14 protein-coding genes are annotated in these 19,018 nt (G+C 70.0%); 6 read left to right on the top strand and 8 right to left on the bottom strand.

Annotation, left to right across the window (positions count from 1 at the left end; genetic code table 11):
* Nucleotides 1-6 precede the first annotated feature (6 nt).
* From PGH47_RS32675 to PGH47_RS32665, 3 genes are read right to left on the bottom strand one after another with little or no spacing between them, the layout of a single operon-like run.
* Complete coding sequence (locus PGH47_RS32675) at nt 7-837, bottom strand: carbohydrate ABC transporter permease (protein ID WP_271666360.1); 831 nt, start codon at nt 835-837, stop codon at nt 7-9.
* Nucleotides 834-1,781 (bottom strand): carbohydrate ABC transporter permease, encoded by a 948-nt coding sequence (locus PGH47_RS32670; RefSeq protein ID WP_271666359.1) that lies wholly within the window; start codon nt 1,779-1,781, stop codon nt 834-836. The genes PGH47_RS32675 and PGH47_RS32670 overlap by 4 nt, the downstream gene beginning before the upstream one ends.
* The gene (locus tag PGH47_RS32665; protein WP_271666358.1) at nt 1,781-3,094 is read right to left on the bottom strand and encodes an ABC transporter substrate-binding protein; all 1,314 of its coding nucleotides are present in this window, start codon (nt 3,092-3,094) and stop codon (nt 1,781-1,783) included. Before PGH47_RS32665 ends, PGH47_RS32670 begins: the two co-directional genes overlap by 1 nt.
* 158 nt (nt 3,095-3,252) lie before the next feature.
* Here PGH47_RS32665 and PGH47_RS32660 point away from each other — a divergent pair, with 158 nt between their 5' ends.
* From PGH47_RS32660 to PGH47_RS32645, 4 genes are all read left to right on the top strand, one after another.
* Complete coding sequence (locus PGH47_RS32660) at nt 3,253-5,640, top strand: glycoside hydrolase family 2 protein (protein ID WP_271666357.1); 2,388 nt, start codon at nt 3,253-3,255, stop codon at nt 5,638-5,640.
* Nucleotides 5,637-6,662, top strand: a complete 1,026-nt coding sequence (locus tag PGH47_RS32655) for a LacI family DNA-binding transcriptional regulator (protein ID WP_271666356.1) — start codon at nt 5,637-5,639, stop codon at nt 6,660-6,662. The genes PGH47_RS32660 and PGH47_RS32655 overlap by 4 nt, the downstream gene beginning before the upstream one ends.
* A gap of 142 nt (nt 6,663-6,804) precedes the next feature.
* Nucleotides 6,805-8,025, top strand: coding sequence for a thiolase family protein (locus PGH47_RS32650; RefSeq protein WP_030952690.1), 1,221 nt, complete (start codon nt 6,805-6,807; stop codon nt 8,023-8,025).
* On the top strand, nt 8,022-10,151 hold the full coding sequence (locus PGH47_RS32645) for a 3-hydroxyacyl-CoA dehydrogenase NAD-binding domain-containing protein (protein ID WP_271666355.1): 2,130 nt from the start codon (nt 8,022-8,024) through the stop codon (nt 10,149-10,151). Before PGH47_RS32650 ends, PGH47_RS32645 begins: the two co-directional genes overlap by 4 nt.
* Nucleotides 10,152-10,226: 75 nt before the next feature.
* On the opposite strand, the gene PGH47_RS32640 is transcribed toward PGH47_RS32645, so the two are convergent.
* Nucleotides 10,227-11,243 carry a hypothetical protein gene (locus PGH47_RS32640; RefSeq protein ID WP_271666354.1) on the bottom strand — a complete coding sequence of 339 codons (1,017 nt, stop codon included), beginning with the start codon at nt 11,241-11,243 and terminating at the stop codon, nt 10,227-10,229.
* Between the two features lie 144 nt (nt 11,244-11,387).
* Here PGH47_RS32640 and PGH47_RS32635 point away from each other — a divergent pair, with 144 nt between their 5' ends.
* Both PGH47_RS32635 and PGH47_RS32630 read left to right on the top strand, forming a co-directional pair.
* Nucleotides 11,388-12,320, top strand: a complete 933-nt coding sequence (locus tag PGH47_RS32635) for an NAD(P)-dependent oxidoreductase (RefSeq protein ID WP_333938221.1) — start codon at nt 11,388-11,390, stop codon at nt 12,318-12,320.
* 225 nt (nt 12,321-12,545) lie between these two features.
* The gene (locus tag PGH47_RS32630; RefSeq protein WP_271666352.1) at nt 12,546-12,917 is read left to right on the top strand and encodes an NTP pyrophosphohydrolase; all 372 of its coding nucleotides are present in this window, start codon (nt 12,546-12,548) and stop codon (nt 12,915-12,917) included.
* 37 nt (nt 12,918-12,954) lie between these two features.
* Here the strand turns inward: PGH47_RS32630 and PGH47_RS32625 are convergent, their stop codons facing one another.
* The 4 genes from PGH47_RS32625 to PGH47_RS32610 all read right to left on the bottom strand — a co-directional run bounded on the left by PGH47_RS32625 (nt 12,955) and on the right by PGH47_RS32610 (nt 18,863).
* The gene (locus PGH47_RS32625) at nt 12,955-14,478 is read right to left on the bottom strand and encodes an amino acid permease (protein ID WP_271666351.1); all 1,524 of its coding nucleotides are present in this window, start codon (nt 14,476-14,478) and stop codon (nt 12,955-12,957) included.
* A gap of 144 nt (nt 14,479-14,622) precedes the next feature.
* On the bottom strand, nt 14,623-16,551 hold the full coding sequence (gene dxs / locus PGH47_RS32620; RefSeq protein ID WP_271666350.1) for a 1-deoxy-D-xylulose-5-phosphate synthase: 1,929 nt from the start codon (nt 16,549-16,551) through the stop codon (nt 14,623-14,625).
* A 231-nt stretch (nt 16,552-16,782) separates the two neighbouring features.
* Nucleotides 16,783-18,075, bottom strand: coding sequence for a sugar ABC transporter permease (locus tag PGH47_RS32615; RefSeq protein WP_107907633.1), 1,293 nt, complete (start codon nt 18,073-18,075; stop codon nt 16,783-16,785).
* Nucleotides 18,072-18,863 carry an ATP-binding cassette domain-containing protein gene (locus tag PGH47_RS32610; RefSeq protein WP_163017046.1) on the bottom strand — a complete coding sequence of 264 codons (792 nt, stop codon included), beginning with the start codon at nt 18,861-18,863 and terminating at the stop codon, nt 18,072-18,074. Before PGH47_RS32610 ends, PGH47_RS32615 begins: the two co-directional genes overlap by 4 nt.
* Nucleotides 18,864-19,018 lie beyond the last annotated feature (155 nt).

The following is a 19,018-nucleotide window of genomic DNA, read 5'->3' as shown; positions in this document are numbered from 1 at the left end:
CGGTTCTCACCGCGTCGCTCCCTTCGTGAAGCCGTTGTAGATGAACCGCTGGAGGAACAGGAAGACGATCAGTGTCGGCAGGATCACCAGGACCGCTCCTGCCGAGATCGTTTCCCAGTGGGCGCCGAACGGGCCCTTGAAGCGGAACAGCGACGTCGAGATCACGCCAAGATCTTCCGAGGGCATGTACAGGAACGGGATGTAGAAGTCGTTGTAGGTGGTGATGCCCTTGACGATCACCACCGTCGCGATCGCCGGCTTCAGCAGCGGGAAGATGATCCGGCGGTAGATCGTGAAGGCGTTGGCGCCGTCCAGGCGGGCCGCCTCGTCCAGGGAGACCGGGATGGAGCGGACGAACTGGAGGAAGATGTAGATCGACACGATGTCCGTGCCCATGTACAGGACGATCGGCGCCCAGATGCTGTCGAACATGCCGAGACTGTTGACGATCTGGAAGGTCGCCACCTGGGTCGTGACGCCGGGGACCAGCGCGGCGACCAGGAACAGCGCCACGACCGGCTTCTTGAAGCGGAACGCGAAGCGGTCGATGGCGTACGCCGTCATCGAGCCGATGAGGACCGTGCCGCCGATGGCGAAGAGCAGGATGACCGCCGTGTTGGCGAAGGCCGAGAGCATACGGCCGTCCTGGAACGCCGTCGCGTAGTTGGAGAAGTTCAGCGGATCGTCAGGGAGGGCGAGGGCCCCGCTGCCGTCCGCCATCTCCCGCTCCGACTTGAGGGACGTAAGGACCACGGCCGCCGGCGGGAGCAGGACCACCACCGTCGCGGCGATCAGCGACACGTACATCAGGGTGCGGGCCACGCTACGGCGCGTCATACGAGGTCCGCCCTGTCGTCGGGGACGAGGCGCCGCTGCACCCAGGTCACCGCCAGCACGATCAGCAGCAGCACGACCGCGGCCGCCGAGGCGAGCCCCGTCTTGTTGAACTGGAAGGCCAGCTTCACGGTCTGGATCACAAAGGTCTCGGTGCCGGTCGCCCCGCCGGTCATGATGTACGGGATCTCGAAGACCGACAGCGAGCCGGAGATCGACAGGATCACGGTCAGGGACAGCACCGGCTTGATGCCGGGCGCGATGATGTGGCGGAACTGGTGCCAGCGGTTCGCCCCGTCCAGTTCGGCGGCCTCGTACAGCTCCCCCGGGATCGACTGGATCGCGCCGAGGAAGAGGACGAAGTTCAGGCCCAGGTAGCGCCAGACGGACACCGCCGCGAGCGAGGTGTTCGCGGCGGCCGGGGTGCCCAGCCAGGCGCGGTCCGTGTGCACGCCGAACAGGCTCAGCACCGAGTCGAGGGTGCCGCCGTCCTGGAAGAAGTACAGGAAGACGAAGCCGATCGCGACGCCGTTGATCAGGTACGGGAAGAACAGCACGCCCTTGAAGAAGTTCCGGAAGCGGACGTTGAAGCTCAGGACCGTCGCGAAGTACAGGGCGGCGACGATCTGGACGACGGAGGCCGCCAGGTAGTAGCCGCTCACCCAGAACACCTCGAACAGGTCGGAGCGGGTGAAGAGTTCGGTGTAGTTCCCCGCGCCGGTGTAGTGCAGCTCGGGGCTCACGCCGTCCCAGTCGGTGAAGCTGTAGGCGACCATGTTGGCGATCGGCGCGTAGGTGAAGACGATCAGCAGGGTGAGCGGCGCGAGCAGGAACAGCCAGGGGGTGGCCCCGCGCCACAGCCGTGCCGCGCGCGGGGCGGGGGCCGGTTCGGGCGCGGCCGGTCCCGGGGCCGGCGGGGCGGCCGCCTTCTCGGTGGTGTCCGTCATCAGGACCCCAGGGACGCTTGTGTGTCGGTCCACTTCTTGGCGAGGCCGGCCAGGAAGTCGTCCAGGCTGCCCTTGGTGGCGCCGCGTGCGAGATCGACCAGGTCCTGGCGGTAGTCCGGCTTGTTGATGCCGACCTCGGACCTGTTGTCGATGGCCTTCACCTCGGCGCCCTTGGTGTCGTCGAGGTCGAGGAGCTCGACGCCCTGCTCCTCGTAGGGCGCGAGGACGTCGGGCAGCGGGGCGTCCTTGAGCGGGGAGAGCGCCAGGTTGTCCGCCGCGTAGCCGGACTTGTCGGTGAACCAGTCGACCCAGGCGCGGGCCGCCTCCTTGTGCTCGGAGTGGATGTTGACGGCCTGGTTGTAGTCGGGCAGGGCGACCGCGCAGAACTTTCCGTTCCGCTGCGCCGGGAAGGGCATGAACCCGATGTCGTCGGGGTCGGCGCCGGCCTGCTCGGCCGCGCCCCGCATCTGGATGACCGCCCAGGAGCCGAGCCACATCGTGGCGATCTCGCCCTTGGCGATACGGGGCTTGGACGCCTCCCAGTTGGTGGTCGTGGGGTCCTTCTCGACCAGTTGCTCGCGCACGATGTCGTACAGCAGGGTGTCGGCGGTGCGCAGGTCCGCGCCCTCGGCCCACGGGTCGCCCTCGGCGAGCCTGGTCGTGGCCTGTTCGTCGCAGCTGACCGAGCCGTTGACCTGGGTCCACTGGGTCAGCGGCCACATGTCCTTGAAGTTGGTGTAGTACGGGACCGCGTCGGTCCTCGACTTGATCGCCTTCAGGTCGGCGAGGAACTCGTCCGGTGTGGTGGGCCAGTCGGTGACGCCGGCCCGCTGCCAGACCTTCTTGTTGTAGATGAAGCCGGGGACCGCGCCGAGCGGGCTCTGGCCGTAGACCTTGCCGTCGACGGTGGTGTAGTCGGTGAAGCGGTACTTCTTGCTCCGCTCGGCCGGGGTGCCGAGGGAGGCGAAGAACCTCGGGTAGTCCTTCTTCTCGATCACGCCGGGGATCATGAGGACGTCGCCGTAGTTCTCCGTGTTCATACGGATCTTGACTTCGCCCTCGTAGTCGGTGACGGCGTCGAACTCGACCTTCACCTTCGGGTACGTCCTGCCGAACTCGGCGGCGTACGCCTTCATCGTGCCGTCCTGCACGAGGTCGGTGCGATGGGTGAGGACCGTGATGGTGCCGCTCACCTCTGACGGGTCGTCGGGCGCCTTGGCCTCCGCGCCCTTCGAGCTTCCTCCGGTGCCGGTGCACGCCGCGAGCAGCAGGGCGGCACCTGTCGTGATGGCGAGGACTGTACGGCGGTTCATGTGCGTCAGCTCCGTTCTGGGGACGGACGAGGACGAGCATGTGCGGGTTGGCTGGTTCGGAACTCTGACAACGTTTTCTTAACCGGTAAAGTCCCTATCTCGCCAACGATGCCAAACTGTTTCCCAGTACTGGGATGAATCGGTTTAGGAGTGCGCGCATGCTTCAGGCGACACCACTCACCGACGGATGGATCCTGCGACACCCCGACGGGGCGGCGGCGCTGCCGGCCGCCGTGCCCGGCTGTGTGCACACCGACCTGCTGGCCGCCGGCGTGATCCCGGACCCCTTTCTCGGGCGGGCCGAGACCGAGGTGGCGTGGGTGGGGCGGCGGGACTGGACGTACGAGACCGACCTGGACGCCGCCTCCGCCCATGAGCAGACCGACCTCGTCTTCGACGGGCTCGACACCGTCGCCGAGATCCTGCTCGACGGCCGGGTCCTGGGCCGGGTGCGGAACATGCACCGCTCCTACCGCTTCGACGTCACGGGCCTGAGCGGGCGGCTCTCGGTGCGGTTCGCCTCCGCGTACGCCGAGGCCGAGGCCATGCGCGGCAGGCTGGGCGAACGGCCCGCCGCCTATGCCGAGCCCTACCAGTACCTCCGCAAGATGGCCTGCTCCTTCGGCTGGGACTGGGGACCGACCCTGGTGACCGCCGGGATCTGGCGGCCGGTGCGGCTGGAGCAGTGGTCGACGGCACGGATCGCGCGCGTGCGGCCCGTGGCGGGCGTCGAACAGGGCGCCGGACAGGTCGAGTTGGCGGTCGACGTGGAGCGGACCCGGGTCGAGGCGCCGCTTACGGTCGAGGCGACGGTCGGCGGGGTCCGGGCGCGGGCCGAGATCGAGGGGACGGGCGGGACGGTACGGCTGACCGTGCCGGACGTACGGCTGTGGTGGCCGCGGGGTTACGGCGAACAGCCCCTGTACGACGTCGAGTTGCGGCTGTTGCACGGCGACGCCCCGCTGGATGTGTGGCGCCGCCGGATCGGCTTCCGGACCGTCGGGCTCGACCGCTCCGCCGACGAGCACGGCACCGGCTTCACCCTCGTCGTCAACGGCGAACGGCTCTTCGCGCGGGGCGTCAACTGGATCCCGGACGACGTGTTCCCGTCCCGGGTGACCCGCGAGCGGTACCGCACCCGGCTGCGGCAGGCCGCCGACGCGGGCGTGGATCTCGTACGGGTCTGGGGCGGCGGGATCTACGAGAGCGAGGACTTCTTCGACGCCTGTGACGAGCTGGGGCTGCTGGTGTGGCAGGACTTCCCGTTCGCGTGCGCGGCCTATCCGGAGGAGCAGCCGCTGCGCGGGGAGGTCGAGGCCGAGGCCCGCGAGAACGTCGTACGGCTGATGCCGCACCCCTCGCTGGTGCTGTGGAACGGCAACAACGAGAACCTGTGGGGGTTCCGGGACTGGGACTGGGAGCCGCGGCTGGCCGGGGACTCCTGGGGCGAGGGGTACTACCTGGGCATGCTGCCGCGGGTGGTGGCCGAGCTGGATCCGACGCGGCCGTACACCGCGGGCAGCCCCTGGTCCGGGTCGTGGGACCGGCATCCGAACGATCCGGCCCACGGCACGCACCACTCCTGGGAGGTGTGGAACCGGGAGGACCACGCCGACTACCGGCTGAGCGTGCCGCGTTTCGTGGCCGAGTTCGGCTGGCAGGCGCCGCCCGCGTACGCCACGCTGCGGCGGGCGCTGCCGGACGAGGAGCTCGCGCCCGACTCCCCCGGCATGCTGCACCATCAGAAGGCGGACGACGGGAACGGGAAGCTGAGGCGGGGGCTGGAGCGGTACTTCGCCCTGCCGGAGAAGGACTCCGAGCAGGACTTCGACCGCTGGCACTACCTCACCCAGGTCAATCAGGCGCGGGCCGTCGCGGCCGGGATCGAGCACTGGCGGTCCAACTGGCCGGTGTGCGCGGGCACGGTCCTCTGGCAGCTCAACGACTGCTGGCCGGTGACGTCCTGGGCGGCGATCGACGGGGACGGGCGGGAGAAGCCGCTGTACCACGAGCTGCGGCGGCTGTACGCGGACCGGCTGATCACGCTGGGGGTGCGGGAGCAGGGGCTGGAGCTGGCCGTCGTCAATCAGGCGGGCGTGGCCTGGACCGGGACGGCGAGGCTGCGGCGGATGTCGGTCGAGGGGGCGGTGCTCGGCGAGGCGAGTGCGGGCTTCGGTGCCGAGCGGCGTGCGGTGGCCCGCATCGGCGTACCGAAGGAGCTGGAACCCGTCGGACCTAAGGAGTTCCTCGTGGTGGACGCGGACGGTTCACGTGCCGTGCACTTCCCCGCGCCGGATCGCGAAGTACCGTATCCCCGGCCGGAGTTCGACGTCGCGCTCGTGCCGGGCGGGGTGCTGGTCACGGCCCGCACCCTGGTGCGGGACCTGCTGCTCCAGGCCGACCGGCTGCACCCGGACGCCCGGGCCGACCGGGGGCTGGTGACATTGTTGCCGGGCGAGGAGGTGACCATCGGGGTGAGCGGCTGGGAGACTCCTGACGCGGCCGCCGCCCGGTCCGCCCTGTACTGCATGGAGCCCTCCCGATGACGACCTCGCGCGTCACCATCAAGGACGTCGCCGCGCGCGCCGGTGTGTCCAAGGGCGCGGTCTCCCTCGCCTTCAACCACAAGCCCGGACTGTCCGAGGCGACCCGGGACCGGATCTTCCGGGCCGCCCGGGAGCTGGGCTGGGCGCCGAACCTCACGGCCCGGACGCTGGCCGGGTCGCGGGTGGACGTGGTGGGGCTGGCGATCTGCCGGCCGGCCCGGCTGCTCGGGCTCGAACCGTTCTACATGGAGTTCATCTCGGGCGTGGAGAGCGTGCTGACCGAGCACTCCTGCTCGCTGCTGCTGCGTCTCGTGCGGACCGTGGAGGAGGAGGCCGGGCTCCAGGACACCTGGTGGCGCGGGCGGCAGATCGGCGGGTCGATCCTGGTCGACTTCCGGGCGGACGATCCCAGGGTGGCGATGGCCGAGCGGCTCGGGATGCCGGTGGTCGCGGTCGGGCACCCGTCGCTGACCGGCGGGCTGACGTCGGTGTGGACGGACGACGCCACCGCCGTGACGGAGGCCGTGCGGTATCTGGCCGCGCTCGGGCACCGGCGGATCGCACGGGTGGGCGGGGCTGCCGCCCTCGGCCACACGGCCATCCGTACGGCCGCGTTCGACGAGGCGGCGGGGGCGCTCGCGCTGGCCGGGGCGTGGCAGGTCGCGACGGACTTCTCGGGCGACGCGGGGGCGCGGGCGACCCGGTCCCTGCTGGCGGCGTCACCGGAGGACCGGCCGACGGCGATCGTGTACGACAACGACATCATGGCGGTGGCGGGGCTGGCGGTGGCCGCGGAGATGGGGCTGCGGGTGCCGGAGGACGTGTCGCTGCTGGCCTGGGACGACTCGCAGCTGTGCCGGCTGACGCATCCGACGCTGTCCGCGATGAGTCATGACGTGCACGGGTTCGGGGCGGAGGTGGCGCGGACCCTGTTCGGGGTGATCATGGGGGACGGGGCCGGATCGCATCCCGTGCCCACTCCGGTGCTGACTCCTCGGGGGTCCACGGCGCCACCTCGGTGAGCACCGTTCGTGTGTGACCTTCGCCGCTCCACCCTCCAGGACTGTGCAGCTACGTTACTCATAAGTAGCATGGGCCTGAGCGCGCGCTCAGCGCTTGCGTGCCGCAGCAGTGCAGATCCCGCACCTCTGGAGGAGAGCCATCGTGCCTCGTACCGTCAGGGACGTCGTCTTCGTCGACGGCGTCCGCACCCCGTTCGGCAAGGCGGGCCCGAAGGGCATCTACCACGAGACCCGCGCCGACGACCTCGTCGTGAAGGCGATCCGGGAGCTGCTGCGCCGCAACCCCGGTCTCGACGCGAAGCAGATCGACGAGGTCGCCATCGCCGCGACCACGCAGATCGGCGACCAGGGCCTGACCATCGGCCGTACGGCCGGCATCCTCGCCGGTCTGCCCCAGTCGGTGCCCGGCTACTCCATCGACCGCATGTGCGCCGGCGCCCTGACCGCCGTCACCTCGGTTGCCGGTTCGGTCGCCTTCGGGGCGTACGACATCGCCATCGCCGGTGGTGTCGAGCACATGGGCCGCCACCCCATGGGCGAGGGCGTGGACCCCAACCCGCGCTTCGTCAGCGAGAAGCTGGTCGACGAGTCCGCCCTGTTCATGGGCATGACTGCGGAGAACCTGCACGACCGCTACCCGCACATCACCAAGCTGCGCGCCGACGAGTACGCCGTGCGCTCGCAGGAGAAGGCCGCCAAGGCGTACGCCAACGGCAAGATCCAGGCCGACCTGGTCCCGATCTCCGTGCGCCGCACCAACCCCGAGGCCGGCGAGACGGGCTGGGGCCTGGTCACCGCCGACGAGCCGATGCGCCCGGGCACCACGCTGGAGAACCTCTCCGGTCTGAAGACCCCCTTCCGCGTCCACGGCCGGGTCACCGCCGGTAACGCGGCCGGTCTGAACGACGGCGCCACCGCCTCCCTCATCGCCTCCGAGGACTTCGCCCGCGAGAACAACCTCCCGGTGAAGATGCGCCTGGTCTCCTACGCCTTCGCGGGCGTCGAGCCGGAGGTCATGGGCTACGGCCCGATCCCGGCCACGGAGAAGGCCCTCGCCAAGGCGGGCCTCGACATCTCCGAGATCGGTCTGTTCGAGGTCAACGAGGCCTTCGCCGTCCAGGTCCTGGCCTTCCTCGACCACTACGGCATCGCCGACGACGACGAGCGCGTCAACCAGTACGGCGGCGCCATCGCCTTCGGCCACCCGCTCGCCTCCTCCGGCGTCCGTCTGATGACCCAGCTGGCCCGCCAGTTCGAGGAGCAGCCGCACGTCCGCTACGGCCTGACCACCATGTGCGTCGGCTTCGGCATGGGCGCGACGGTCATCTGGGAGAACCCGAACTTCGACGGAGGCAGCAAGTGAGCACCACCGCTGAGCTTTTGAAGGGTGCGGCCGAGCTGTTCCCCGACGAGGTCGTGACGTCGGCGCACGTGCGCCACCTCGACCTGCCGTTCGGCGCCGGGCGCTTCGCGCTCATCACGCTGGACAACGGCTTCGACCACACCAAGCCGACCACCTTCGGCCCGGCCTCGCTGGCGAACCTCAACACCGCCATCGACCAGGTCGAGAAGGAGGCCGCGGACGGCGACATCGTCGGCGTCGGCATCACCGGCAAGCCGTTCATCTTCGCCGTCGGCGCCGACCTCAAGGGCGTCGAGCTGCTGAAGGAGCACAAGGACGCGCTGGCCATCGGCAAGGGCGGCCACGAGGTCTTCAAGCGCCTCGCCGGTATCGCGGTCCCGACCTTCGCGTACTACAACGGTGCCGCGATGGGCGGTGGCGTCGAGGTCGGTCTGCACTGCGAGTACCGGACCGTGTCGAAGGCGCTGCCCGCCTTCTCGCTCCCCGAGGTGTTCCTGGGCCTGGTCCCGGGCTGGGGCGGCTGCACGATCCTGCCGAACCTGATCGGCGCCGACAAGGCCGTCCAGGTGATCATCGAGAACAGCCTCAACCAGAACAAGCAGCTCAAGGGCCAGCAGGTCTTCGACCTCGGTATCGCGGACGCCATCTTCGAGGGCGCCGACTTCCTGGAGCAGTCGCTGATCTGGACCGCGAACGTCCTCAAGGGCGACGTCGAGGTCGAGCGTCCGGTGATCGACCGCGGTGAGGGCTGGGACCAGGCCGTCGCCAAGGGCCGCTTCGTCGCGGACTCGAAGGTGCACGGCGCCGCTCCGGCCGCCTACCGCGCCCTCGACATCATCGCCGCCGCCAAGAACGGCGACCTCCAGCAGGGCTACGACGCCGAGGACAAGGCGCTCGCCGACCTGATCATGGGTGGCGAACTGCGGTCCGGCATCTACGCCTTCAACCTGGTGCAGAAGCGCGGCAAGCGCCCCGCCGGCGCGCCGGACAAGAACCTGGCCCGCCCGGTCACCAAGGTCGGTGTCGTCGGCGCCGGTCTGATGGCCTCCCAGCTCGCGCTGCTCTTCCTGCGCCGCCTTGAGGTCCCGGTCGTCCTCACGGACATCGACCAGGAGCGCGTCGACAAGGGTGTGGGCTACGTCCACGCCGAGATCGACAAGCTGCTCGGCAAGGGCCGTGTCAACCAGGACAAGGCCAACCGCCTCAAGGCGCTGGTGACCGGTGTCCTGGACAAGGCCGAGGGCTTCGCGGACGCGGACTTCATCATCGAGGCCGTCTTCGAGGAGATCGGCGTCAAGCAGCAGGTGTTCGCGGAGGTCGAGGCGGTCGCCCCGGCGCACGCCGTCTTCGCCACCAACACCTCGTCCCTCTCGGTCTCCGAGATGGCGTCGAAGCTGAAGAACCCCGAGCGGGTCGTCGGCTTCCACTTCTTCAACCCGGTCGCGGTCCTGCCGCTCCTTGAGATCGTCCGCGGCGAGAAGACGGACGACGCCTCGCTGGCCACGGCCTTCGCCGTCGCCAAGAAGCTGAAGAAGACCGCGGTCCTCACCAAGGACGCCCCGGCGTTCGTCGTGAACCGCATCCTCACCCGCTTCATGGGCGAGATCCAGAACGTCATCGACGAGGGCACCCCGGTCGAGGTCGCGGAGAAGGCGGTGGAGCCTCTGGGCCTGCCGATGTCTCCTCTCGTCCTCCTGGAGCTGGTCGGTCCCGCGATCGGTCTGCATGTCTCGGAGACCCTCAACCGGGCCTTCCCGGACCGCTTCACGGTCTCCCCGAACCTCGCGGCCGTCGTCAAGGCGGGCAAGCGCGGCTTCTACGTCTACGACTCCGGCAAGCCGGAGCTGGACCCCGAGGTCGCCGCGCTGCTGAAGCAGGGCGACTCCGTCCTGACCGAGGAGCAGGTCCGCGACCGGGTCCTCGACGCCGTCGCCCAGGAGATCGGGCTCATGCTCGACGAGGGTGTCGTCGCCGAGGCCCAGGACATCGACCTCTGCCTGATCACGGGCGCCGGCTGGCCCTTCCACCTGGGCGGCATCACGCCGTACCTGGACCGCGAGGGTGTCTCCGAGCGCGTGAACGGCAAGAAGTTCCTGGCTCCGGGCGTGGCGTCGGTTCCGGCGTAACACGACTCGTACGCGAGTGAGGGCCCCTGCTCCGGCAGGGGCCCTTTCGCGTCCGTTGTGCCGGGGCGAGGGCGGTCAGACCTCCCGCCACGCCTCCAGGGCCAGCCCCGGCTCGTCCTTGCGGCGGGTGATGAGGAGTTGGTCGGTCGACGGTGACAGCGTTGCCGCCACGACCCGGCCGTCCTCGTCCACCGCCATCGCCACCACCGCGTCCGCCGGGAGCTGCGGGCCCGACTCGGTCCACCACGCGCCCGCCGACTCCTGCTCCGTCGGGTACGCGGCGAAGGCCACACGGCCGCTCGTCGAGCGCTGGGCGAGCAACGTGCAGTCGTGGCCGTCGAGTTCGCAGCGGATCGCGGTGACCGGGCCGGGCCCCGCGGACGTCAGGAGGTTCACCGGCTTGGTGCCGGGGCGCCAGGCGCACAGGTCGCCGGAGTCGTCGGCGTAGAAGAGGGTCGTGTGCTCCGCGGAGGTCGCCAGGGCGTGCAGGGTGCCCGCCCGCACCGGCGTCTCCATCGCCTCTTCCAGGACCGGAACACTGCCCGGCTTCTCCTGCCGCCAGTGCAGCAGGGCCCCGGGGACGGCCGCGTACAGCTCGACCCGTCCCGACTCCCCCGTCACCGCTGCCAGCCGGTCGTCGACCTCGGCGCCCTTCAGGTCGCGCCACGGGCCCCAGCCGCCGACCTCCTTCTGGCCGCGCATGCTGACGCCGCCCTCCCGGTTGCGCACGAAGACGTGCGCCCGGCCCTGCGCGTCCACCGTGACGGCGGGCGTGCCGGTGCGGTCGCCAGCCTTGTCCGGGTGACCGATGGACGCCCAGTCCAGCGGGGCCAGCCGGGGCCGGAAGTGCGTGGAGTGCACCAGGCCCGCCTCACCCTCCTTGGTGGGCCGCCAGGCGGCCAGATGGGCGTAGGAGTCGGCACCCTGACCGACCGCGGGGCCGGGGCGCAGCTTCTGGTCGCCGCCGACCTTGCGCGGGGGTTCCCAGGGGCCGCCGGGACCGAGTTCCGCCCGGCACAGGACGGCGTCCTCGGTCGGCAGATAGACGCTGAGGCGGCCGTCACGGCCGCGGATGAGCCAGTCGCCGTTCACCGGATCACCATATGCGGGGCGGACCGGCGCCGGTGTCCCGGCCCCGGGTTCTCGGCATGCGATGCCGTGACCGCGGCCGATGTCACCAACTCCCCCTCCGTGTCGTGGGGTCCGCAGCATCCCCGTGTACCCGGGGCAAGCTGGATCAGAGCAGCAACGTCCGCACGAGAACAGGAATTCGACGTCATGACCGACAAGCTCACCGTGAGCGTCCTGGGCACCGGCATCATGGGCGCCGCGATGGCCCGCAACCTCGCGAAGGCCGGGCACAGCGTCCGCGCCTGGAACCGCACCCGGGCCAAGGCCCAGCCGCTCGCCGCCGACGGCGCCTTCGTCGCCGACTCCCCCGCCGAGGCGGTCGAGGGCGCCGACGTCGTCCTGACCATGCTGTACGACGGTCCCGCGACGCTCGAAGTCATGCGCGAGGCGGCGCCCGGACTGCGCTCCGGTGCCGTCTGGATGCAGTCGACGACCGCCGGGATCGACGGCATCGCCGCGCTGGTCGCCTTCGCCGACGAGCACGGCCTCGTCTTCTACGACGCCCCCGTCCTCGGCACCCGCCAGCCCGCCGAGGCCGGTCAGCTCACCGTCCTGGCGGCCGGTCCCGCCGAGAGCCGTGAGAAGGTCACGCCGGTGTTCGACGCCGTCGGCGCCCGTACGGTGTGGACCGGCGAGGACGGCGGGGCGGGCAGTGCGACCCGGCTGAAGCTGGTCGCCAACAGCTGGGTGCTGGCCGTGACGAACGCCGCCGGTGAGGTGCTCGCGCTGTCCAAGGCACTGGACGTGGACCCGCAGCGCTTCTTCGAGGTGATCGACGGCGGGCCGCTCGACATGGGGTACCTACGGGCCAAGACGGACCTGGTGCTGAACGACCGGTTGTCCCCGGCCGCCTTCGCGGTGAGCACGGCGGCGAAGGACGCACGGCTCATCGTGGAGGCCGGCGAACGGCACGGCGTACAGCTGGACGTGGCGACGGCGAGCGCGGAGCGCTTCGAACGGGCGACGGCGCAGGGGCACGGCGACGAGGACATGGCGGCGGCGTACTTCGCGAGCTTCGAGGAGGGGGCCGCGGAGTGAGCGGGCCGGCTCCGTCAGGGAGCCGCAGGTTGAGCGCGCCGGTTCCCGCACGGGGTCGCTGGGGCAGCAGGCCATTCCCGCACGGGGGCGAAGGGGCAGCACGCCGGTTCCGCACGGGTCGCAGGGGCAGCAGGCCATTCCCGCACGGGGGCGAAGGGGCAGCAGGCCGGTTCCGGCAGCGAGCGCGCCGGTCGCCTCCCACGGCCGCCGTGCGACCCTTGCCGCATGACCGCTGACGTCCCCCTGCTCGTGATCGTCGACGCCGCGAACGTCGTCGGGTCGGTGCCCGACGGGTGGTGGCGGGATCGGCGGGGGGCCGCGGAGCGGCTGCGGGACCGGCTGGCGGCGGACGGGGTGCCGGGGCACGCGGGGCCCGTGGAGATCGTGCTGGTCGTGGAGGGGGCCGCTCGGGGCGTGCAGAGCGTGCCGGGGGTGCTGGTGGAGTCCGCCGCCGGGAGCGGGGACGACCGCATGGTCGAGCTGGTGGCGCGGGCGGCCGGGCGGACCTGCCTCGTGGTGACCGCGGACCGGGAACTGCGTCGGCGGGTGACGGAGTTGGGGGCGGACGTGGCAGGGCCGCGCACGGTCCGGCCGTAGCCGGCTGCCGTACGCGGCCCGCAGTCGTCGGATCGGGCTAGGCGGTGCCTGGGCCGTTGCCCTTCTCGACCTCGGCCTCGGTCGTCTCCTCGTGCCGTCCGAGGCGGCTGTGGGAGCGGCCGTAGAGGAAGTACACGCCGAAGCCCACGACCATCCAGATGGCGAAGCGGACCCAGGTCTCGGTGGGCAGGTTGATCATCAGCCACAGCGAGGCGCACACCGACAGGATCGGGATGACCGGCACCCACGGGGTGCGGAAGGCCCGGTGCAGGTCGGGGCGGGTCTTGCGGAGGATGATCACGCCGATGGCCACGACCACGAAGGCGAACAGGGTGCCGATGTTCACCAGGGCCGCGAGTTCGGTCAGCGGGGTGAAGCCGGCGAGGATCGCGATGATCACGCCGAGCAGGATGGTCGGCCGGTGCGGGGTCTTGAACCGCGGGTGGACGTGGGAGAAGAACCGCGGCAGCAGTCCGTCGCGGCTCATCGCGAAGAACACCCGGGTCTGGCCGAGCAGCAGGATCATGCACACCGTCGTCAGGCCGACCGCGGCGCCGAAGCTGATGAAGCCCGCGAACCAGGGATGCCCGGTGTCCTTGAACGCGTCGGCGAGCGGGGCGTCCACGGACAGTTTGGTGTAGTGCTGCATGCCCGTGACCACGATGGACACGAGGACGTACAGCGTGGTGCAGATGATGAGCGAGCCGATGATGCCGCGCGGCATGTCGCGCTGCGGGTTCTTGGTCTCCTCGGCGGCCGTGGCCACGACGTCGAAGCCGATGAAGGCGAAGAACACGACCGAGGCGGCGGTGAAGATGCCCATCACGCCGTAGTTGGAGGGGGCCCAGCCGAACATGAGCTGGATCAGCGGGGCGTCGAGATTGCTGGCGGCTTCCACCGTCTGCGTCTTCGGGATGAACGGGTCGTAGTTGTCGCCGTCGATCAGGAAGGCGCCGGCGATGATCACGGTCAGGACGACGGCCACCTTGATGGCGACGACCAGGGACGTGATCCGCGCGGACAGCTTCATGCCGAGGACGAGGATGAAGGTGAGGACCAGGACGAGCGCGGCGGCGAGGATGTCGAACCCGAAGGTGTCGGCGCCCTCCCGGCTGCCCAGCGCGTCGGGCATCGTCCAGCCCGCGTTGTCCATGAGGGACTGGATGTAGCCCGACCAGCCGACGGCCACCACCGCCGTGCCGAGCGCGAACTCCAGGACCAGGTCCCAGCCGATGATCCAGGCGGGCAGTTCACCCAGCGAGGCGTACGAGAACGTGTACGCGGACCCGGCCACCGGGACCGTGGAGGCGAACTCGGCATAACAGAGCGCGGCCAGCGCGCAGGCGACGCCGGAGACGACGAACGCCAGGGCCACGGCGGGTCCGGCGTTGTCCTTCGCGACGGTGCCGGTGAGCACGAAGATGCCGGTGCCGATGATGACACCGACGCCGAAGACGGTCAGATCCAACGCGGACAAGGACTTCTTGAGCGCGTGCTCCGGCTCCTCGGTATCGAGGATGGACTGCTCGACTCTCTTCGTCCGGAAGAGTGTGCTGCTCACGGGTCGTACCTCCCACTTGTCGTCCTCGACATGATCGAGAGGGGGCGTGATACGCCTGCCCCGGCGTGGGCGGATTCACACAGATGGGCCGGTTTCGCCACCGTCATGGGTGGTGAAACCGGCCCATCCGGCCGTCAGCGGTTGTCAGTCGCGCGCGGGCTCCACCGAGTCGACCTCGGCGGCCGTGCGGTCGAACCGGCCGTCCAGCCTGGAGACGAGACCGGTGACCTGGCGGGCGATGTCGGGGGCGGTGAGCCCGATCTCGGCCAGGACCTCGCCGCGGGAGGCGTGGTCGAGGAAGCGCGGCGGAATGCCGAAGTCGCGCAGCGGGACGTCGACGCCCGCGTCGCGCAGGGCCTGGGCGACGGCCGAGCCGACGCCGCCGACGCGGGAGTTGTCCTCGACGGTGACGACGACGCGGTGGCGCTCGGCGAGCGGGGCCATGGCCTCGTCGACGGGCTTGACCCAGCGCGGGTCGACGACGGTCGTGGTGATGCCCTGCTTGTCGAGCAGGCCGGCGATCTCCAGGCACATCGGCGCGAGGGCGCCCACGGAGACCAGCAGCACGTCCGGGGTGTCGGTGCCGGGCTCGCGCAGGACGTCCATGCCGCCCACGCGGCCCACGGCGGGCACGGCGGGGCCGACGGCGCCCTTGGAGAAGCGGACGACGGTCGGCGCGTCCGTCACCTGGACGGCCTCGCGCAGTTGGGCACGCACCTGGTCGGCGTCGCGCGGCGCGGCGAGCCTGAGGCCGGGGACGACCTGGAGGATCGACATGTCCCACATGCCGTTGTGGGAGGCGCCGTCGGTGCCGGTGACACCGGCGCGGTCCAGCACGAAGGTGACGCCGCACTTGTGCAGGGCCACGTCCATGAGGACCTGGTCGAAGGCGCGGTTGAGGAAGGTGGCGTACACGGCGAAGACGGGGTGCACCCCGCCGTGGGCGAGGCCGGCGGCCGACACGGCGCCGTGCTGCTCGGCGATGCCGACGTCGTAGATGCGGTCAGGGAAGGTGTCCGCGAACTTCTTCAGGCCGACCGGCTGGAGCATCGCGGCGGTGATCGCCACGATGTCGTCGCGCTCCTTGCCCAGCTTCACCATCTCGTCGCCGAAGACGGAGGTCCAGTCGGCACCCGAGGCCTTGATCGGCAGGCCGGTGTCGGGGTGGATGGGGCCGATGCCGTGGAAGCGGTCGGCCTCGTCCTGGAGGGCGGGCTGGTAGCCGCGGCCCTTCTCGGTGAGGCAGTGCACGATGACCGGGCCGCCGAAGCGCTTGGCGCGGGCCAGCGCGGACTCCAGGGCCTCGATGTCGTGTCCGTCGATCGGACCGACGTACTTCAGGCCGAGGTCCTCGAACATGCCCTGCGGGGCGATGAAGTCCTTCAGGCCCTTCTTCGCCCCGTGCAGGGTCTCGTAGAGGGGCCTGCCGACGACCGGGGTGCGGTCGAGGATCTCCTTGGTGCGGGTCAGGAAGCGCTCGTAGCCGTCCGTGGTGCGCAGCGTCGCCAGGTGGTTCGCGAGGCCGCCGATGGTCGGCGCGTACGACCGCTCGTTGTCGTTGACGACGATGACCAGGGGGCGGTCCTTGGCCTCGGCGATGTTGTTCAGCGCCTCCCAGGCCATGCCGCCGGTCAGCGCGCCGTCACCGATGACGGCGACGACATGGGCGTCGCGTTTTTGCAGCTCGTTGGCTTTCGCGAGGCCGTCGGCCCAGCCGAGGACGGTCGAGGCGTGCGAGTTCTCGATGACGTCGTGCTCGGACTCGGCCTGCGAGGGGTAGCCCGACAGGCCGCCCTTCATCTTCAGTCGGCTGAAGTCCTGGCGGCCGGTGAGCAGCTTGTGGACGTAGGACTGGTGGCCGGTGTCCCAGAGGACCTTGTCCTTCGGCGACTCGAAGACCCGGTGCAGGGCGATGGTCAGCTCCACCACACCGAGGTTGGGGCCGAGGTGGCCGCCGGTCTTGGAAACCGCCTCGACGAGGAAGGTCCGGATCTCCTCGGCCAGCTGGTCCAGCTGCTCAGGGCTGAGCCGGTCCAGATCGCGCGGTCCCGTGATGCGGGTCAGCAGCGGCACCCGTGCCTCCTTGCAGTAGAGCTGTTCGAGCTGTTGCCGGGCTTGTCGAGTCTAATGTTCCGCTCAGCCGGAAGGTTCCCGGCCCCGGCGACGTACATCACGCATTCGGCTCTACCCGGTGACGCCCTGTACCACAACACCGCGAAGGGGCGCGGGGAACTGCGCGACCGGCCACAACGGACCGGCACTCGCCAGTTCTCCCGCGCCCCTGCGGCGCTACTGTGTTCCGCGCTATGCGCGACCCGCGGTCTTCTGCGTCTTCCGGGTGATCGAGTCGATCACGACGGTCGTGAGCAGAACACCGGCGGTGATCATGTACTTCACCGGCTCGGCGATGGACTCCAGCTGGAGGCCGTACTGGATCGAGACGATCACCAGCACACCGAGCAGCGCGTTCCACGTGCGGCCACGTCCACCGAACAGGGACGTACCACCGATGACGGCCGCCGCGATGGCGTTCATCAGCAGGTCACCGGTACCGGCGCTCTGGTTCGCGGAGGCGATCTTCGAGGCCAGGAACAGGCCGCCGATCGCGGCGAAGCCACCCGAGATGGCGAACACGGTGATCCGCACCGTGGTCACGTTGATACCGGCACGGCGCGAGGCCTCGACACTGCCACCGAGCGCGAAGATCTTGCGGCCGTACGCGGTACGCCGGAGGACGAAGTCCGTGACGACCAGGAAGACCAAGAAGATCACCGTGGCCAGCGGCAGGCCCTTGTACTGGTTGTACATGATCGCCGCGGCGAAGGAGACGATGCCCAGCAGACCCGTGCGCAGGAGGGTGTCGCTCATCGGCCGGAACGGGATGCCCGCGGCCTCGCGGCGGCGGTTGCCCAGGAACGAGGTGATGAAGAACACCGCGGTCACCACGGCCGCGAGGCCGTACGCGGCAGCCACGTCCGTGAAGAAGTACGTCGTCAGCTTGCCGATCAGGCCGTCGCTGTCGAGGTTGATCGTGCCGTTCTCGCCCAGCGTCTGGAGCATGAAGCCGAGCCAGAACAGCAGACCGGCCAGCGTCACGGCGAACGCCGGGGCGCCGAGCACCGCGAAGAAGAAGCCGTGGGCCGCACCGATGACGGCACCCGCCGCGACGGCGATGAGCACGGCCGCCCACTCGGGCCAGCCCTGGTTCACCGCGAGGACGGCCGCGATGGCGCTGGACGCGCCGCTGACCGAACCGACGGACAGGTCGATCTCGCCGAGCAGCAGCACGAAGACGATGCCGACCGAGATCATGCCCGTGCCGACCATCGTGACGGTGATGTCACTGATGTTCTGCGCGGACAGGAACGCGGAGTTCAGGCTCTGGAAGATGACGCAGATGACGACCAGGCCGAGGATGACCGGCAGGGAGCCGAGCTCACCGGCCTTCAGCTTGCGCCGGAACTCGGTGAGGTAGCCGGCCAGGCCCTGCTCCTGCACCAGCAGGCGCGGGTCGACCGCGGTCACCGCGGCCGAGGCGGCCTCGGTGTTGAGTACCTCGTGGTCCTGCGCCGTCGCGGAGGTCTTGTCGATGCTCACTTGGAAACCTCCCCGTTCGTGCGCGCCGCACGGCGGGTCACGGCGTTCTCGGTGGCGCCGGTGATGGCGGAGATGATCTCCTCCTGCGAGGTCGTCTTGACCTCGAAGACGCCGTTGTTGCGGCCGAGGCGCAGCACGGCGACCTTGTCCGCGACAGCCTTCACGTCGGCCATGTTGTGGCTGATGAGGATCACGGCGTGCCCGCGCTCACGCAGCCGCTCGACCAGGTCGAGGACCTGCGCGGTCTGCTCGACGCCGAGGGCGGCGGTGGGCTCGTCGAGGATGACCAGCTTGGGCTCGCCGAGCATGGAACGGGCGATGGCCACGGTCTGGCGCTGACCGCCGGAGAGCGAGGCGATCGGGATACGCACGCTGGGGATGCGGATCGACAGGGTCTGGAGCAGCTCGCGCGAGCGGCGCTCCATCTCGACCTCGTCGAGGACACCCCATTTGCGGACCTCACGGCCCAGGTACAGGTTGCCGACGACGTCGATGTTGTCGCACAGCGCGAGGTCCTGGTAGACCGTCGCGATGCCCAGGGCCTGGGCGTCGTGCGGCCGGTTGATCGAGACGGCCTTGCCGTCCCATTCGATGACGCCCTCATCGATGGGGTGCACGCCGGCGATCGTCTTGACCAGCGTGGACTTTCCGGCGCCGTTGTCGCCGACCAGGGCGACCACTTCACCGGCGTGGACCTCAAGCTCTACGTCGGTGAGCGCCTGAACGGCACCGAACCGCTTGGAGACCCCGCGCAACGCCAGCACGGGCGTAGCGGACACGTGAACCATCTCCTTCGCCGCCTGACCCGGCGGAAGGGTTGTGCAATGAAAAGTTGGGGGTTCCGTCCGGCGCCCCGCGCCGAGCTTGCGGGGCTGACGTATACGCGGGACGCCGGAGGAGTCTTGTGCAGTCATGTCCCGTGCGGGAATTCAAGGACGAATTC

The organism is Streptomyces sp. HUAS 31, from assembly GCF_028198125.1.
Taxonomy (GTDB): Bacteria; Actinomycetota; Actinomycetes; order Streptomycetales; family Streptomycetaceae; genus Streptomyces; species Streptomyces chartreusis.
Note: the sequence above shows the minus strand (reverse complement) of the source record. Positions and strands in the feature narration are given on the sequence as shown.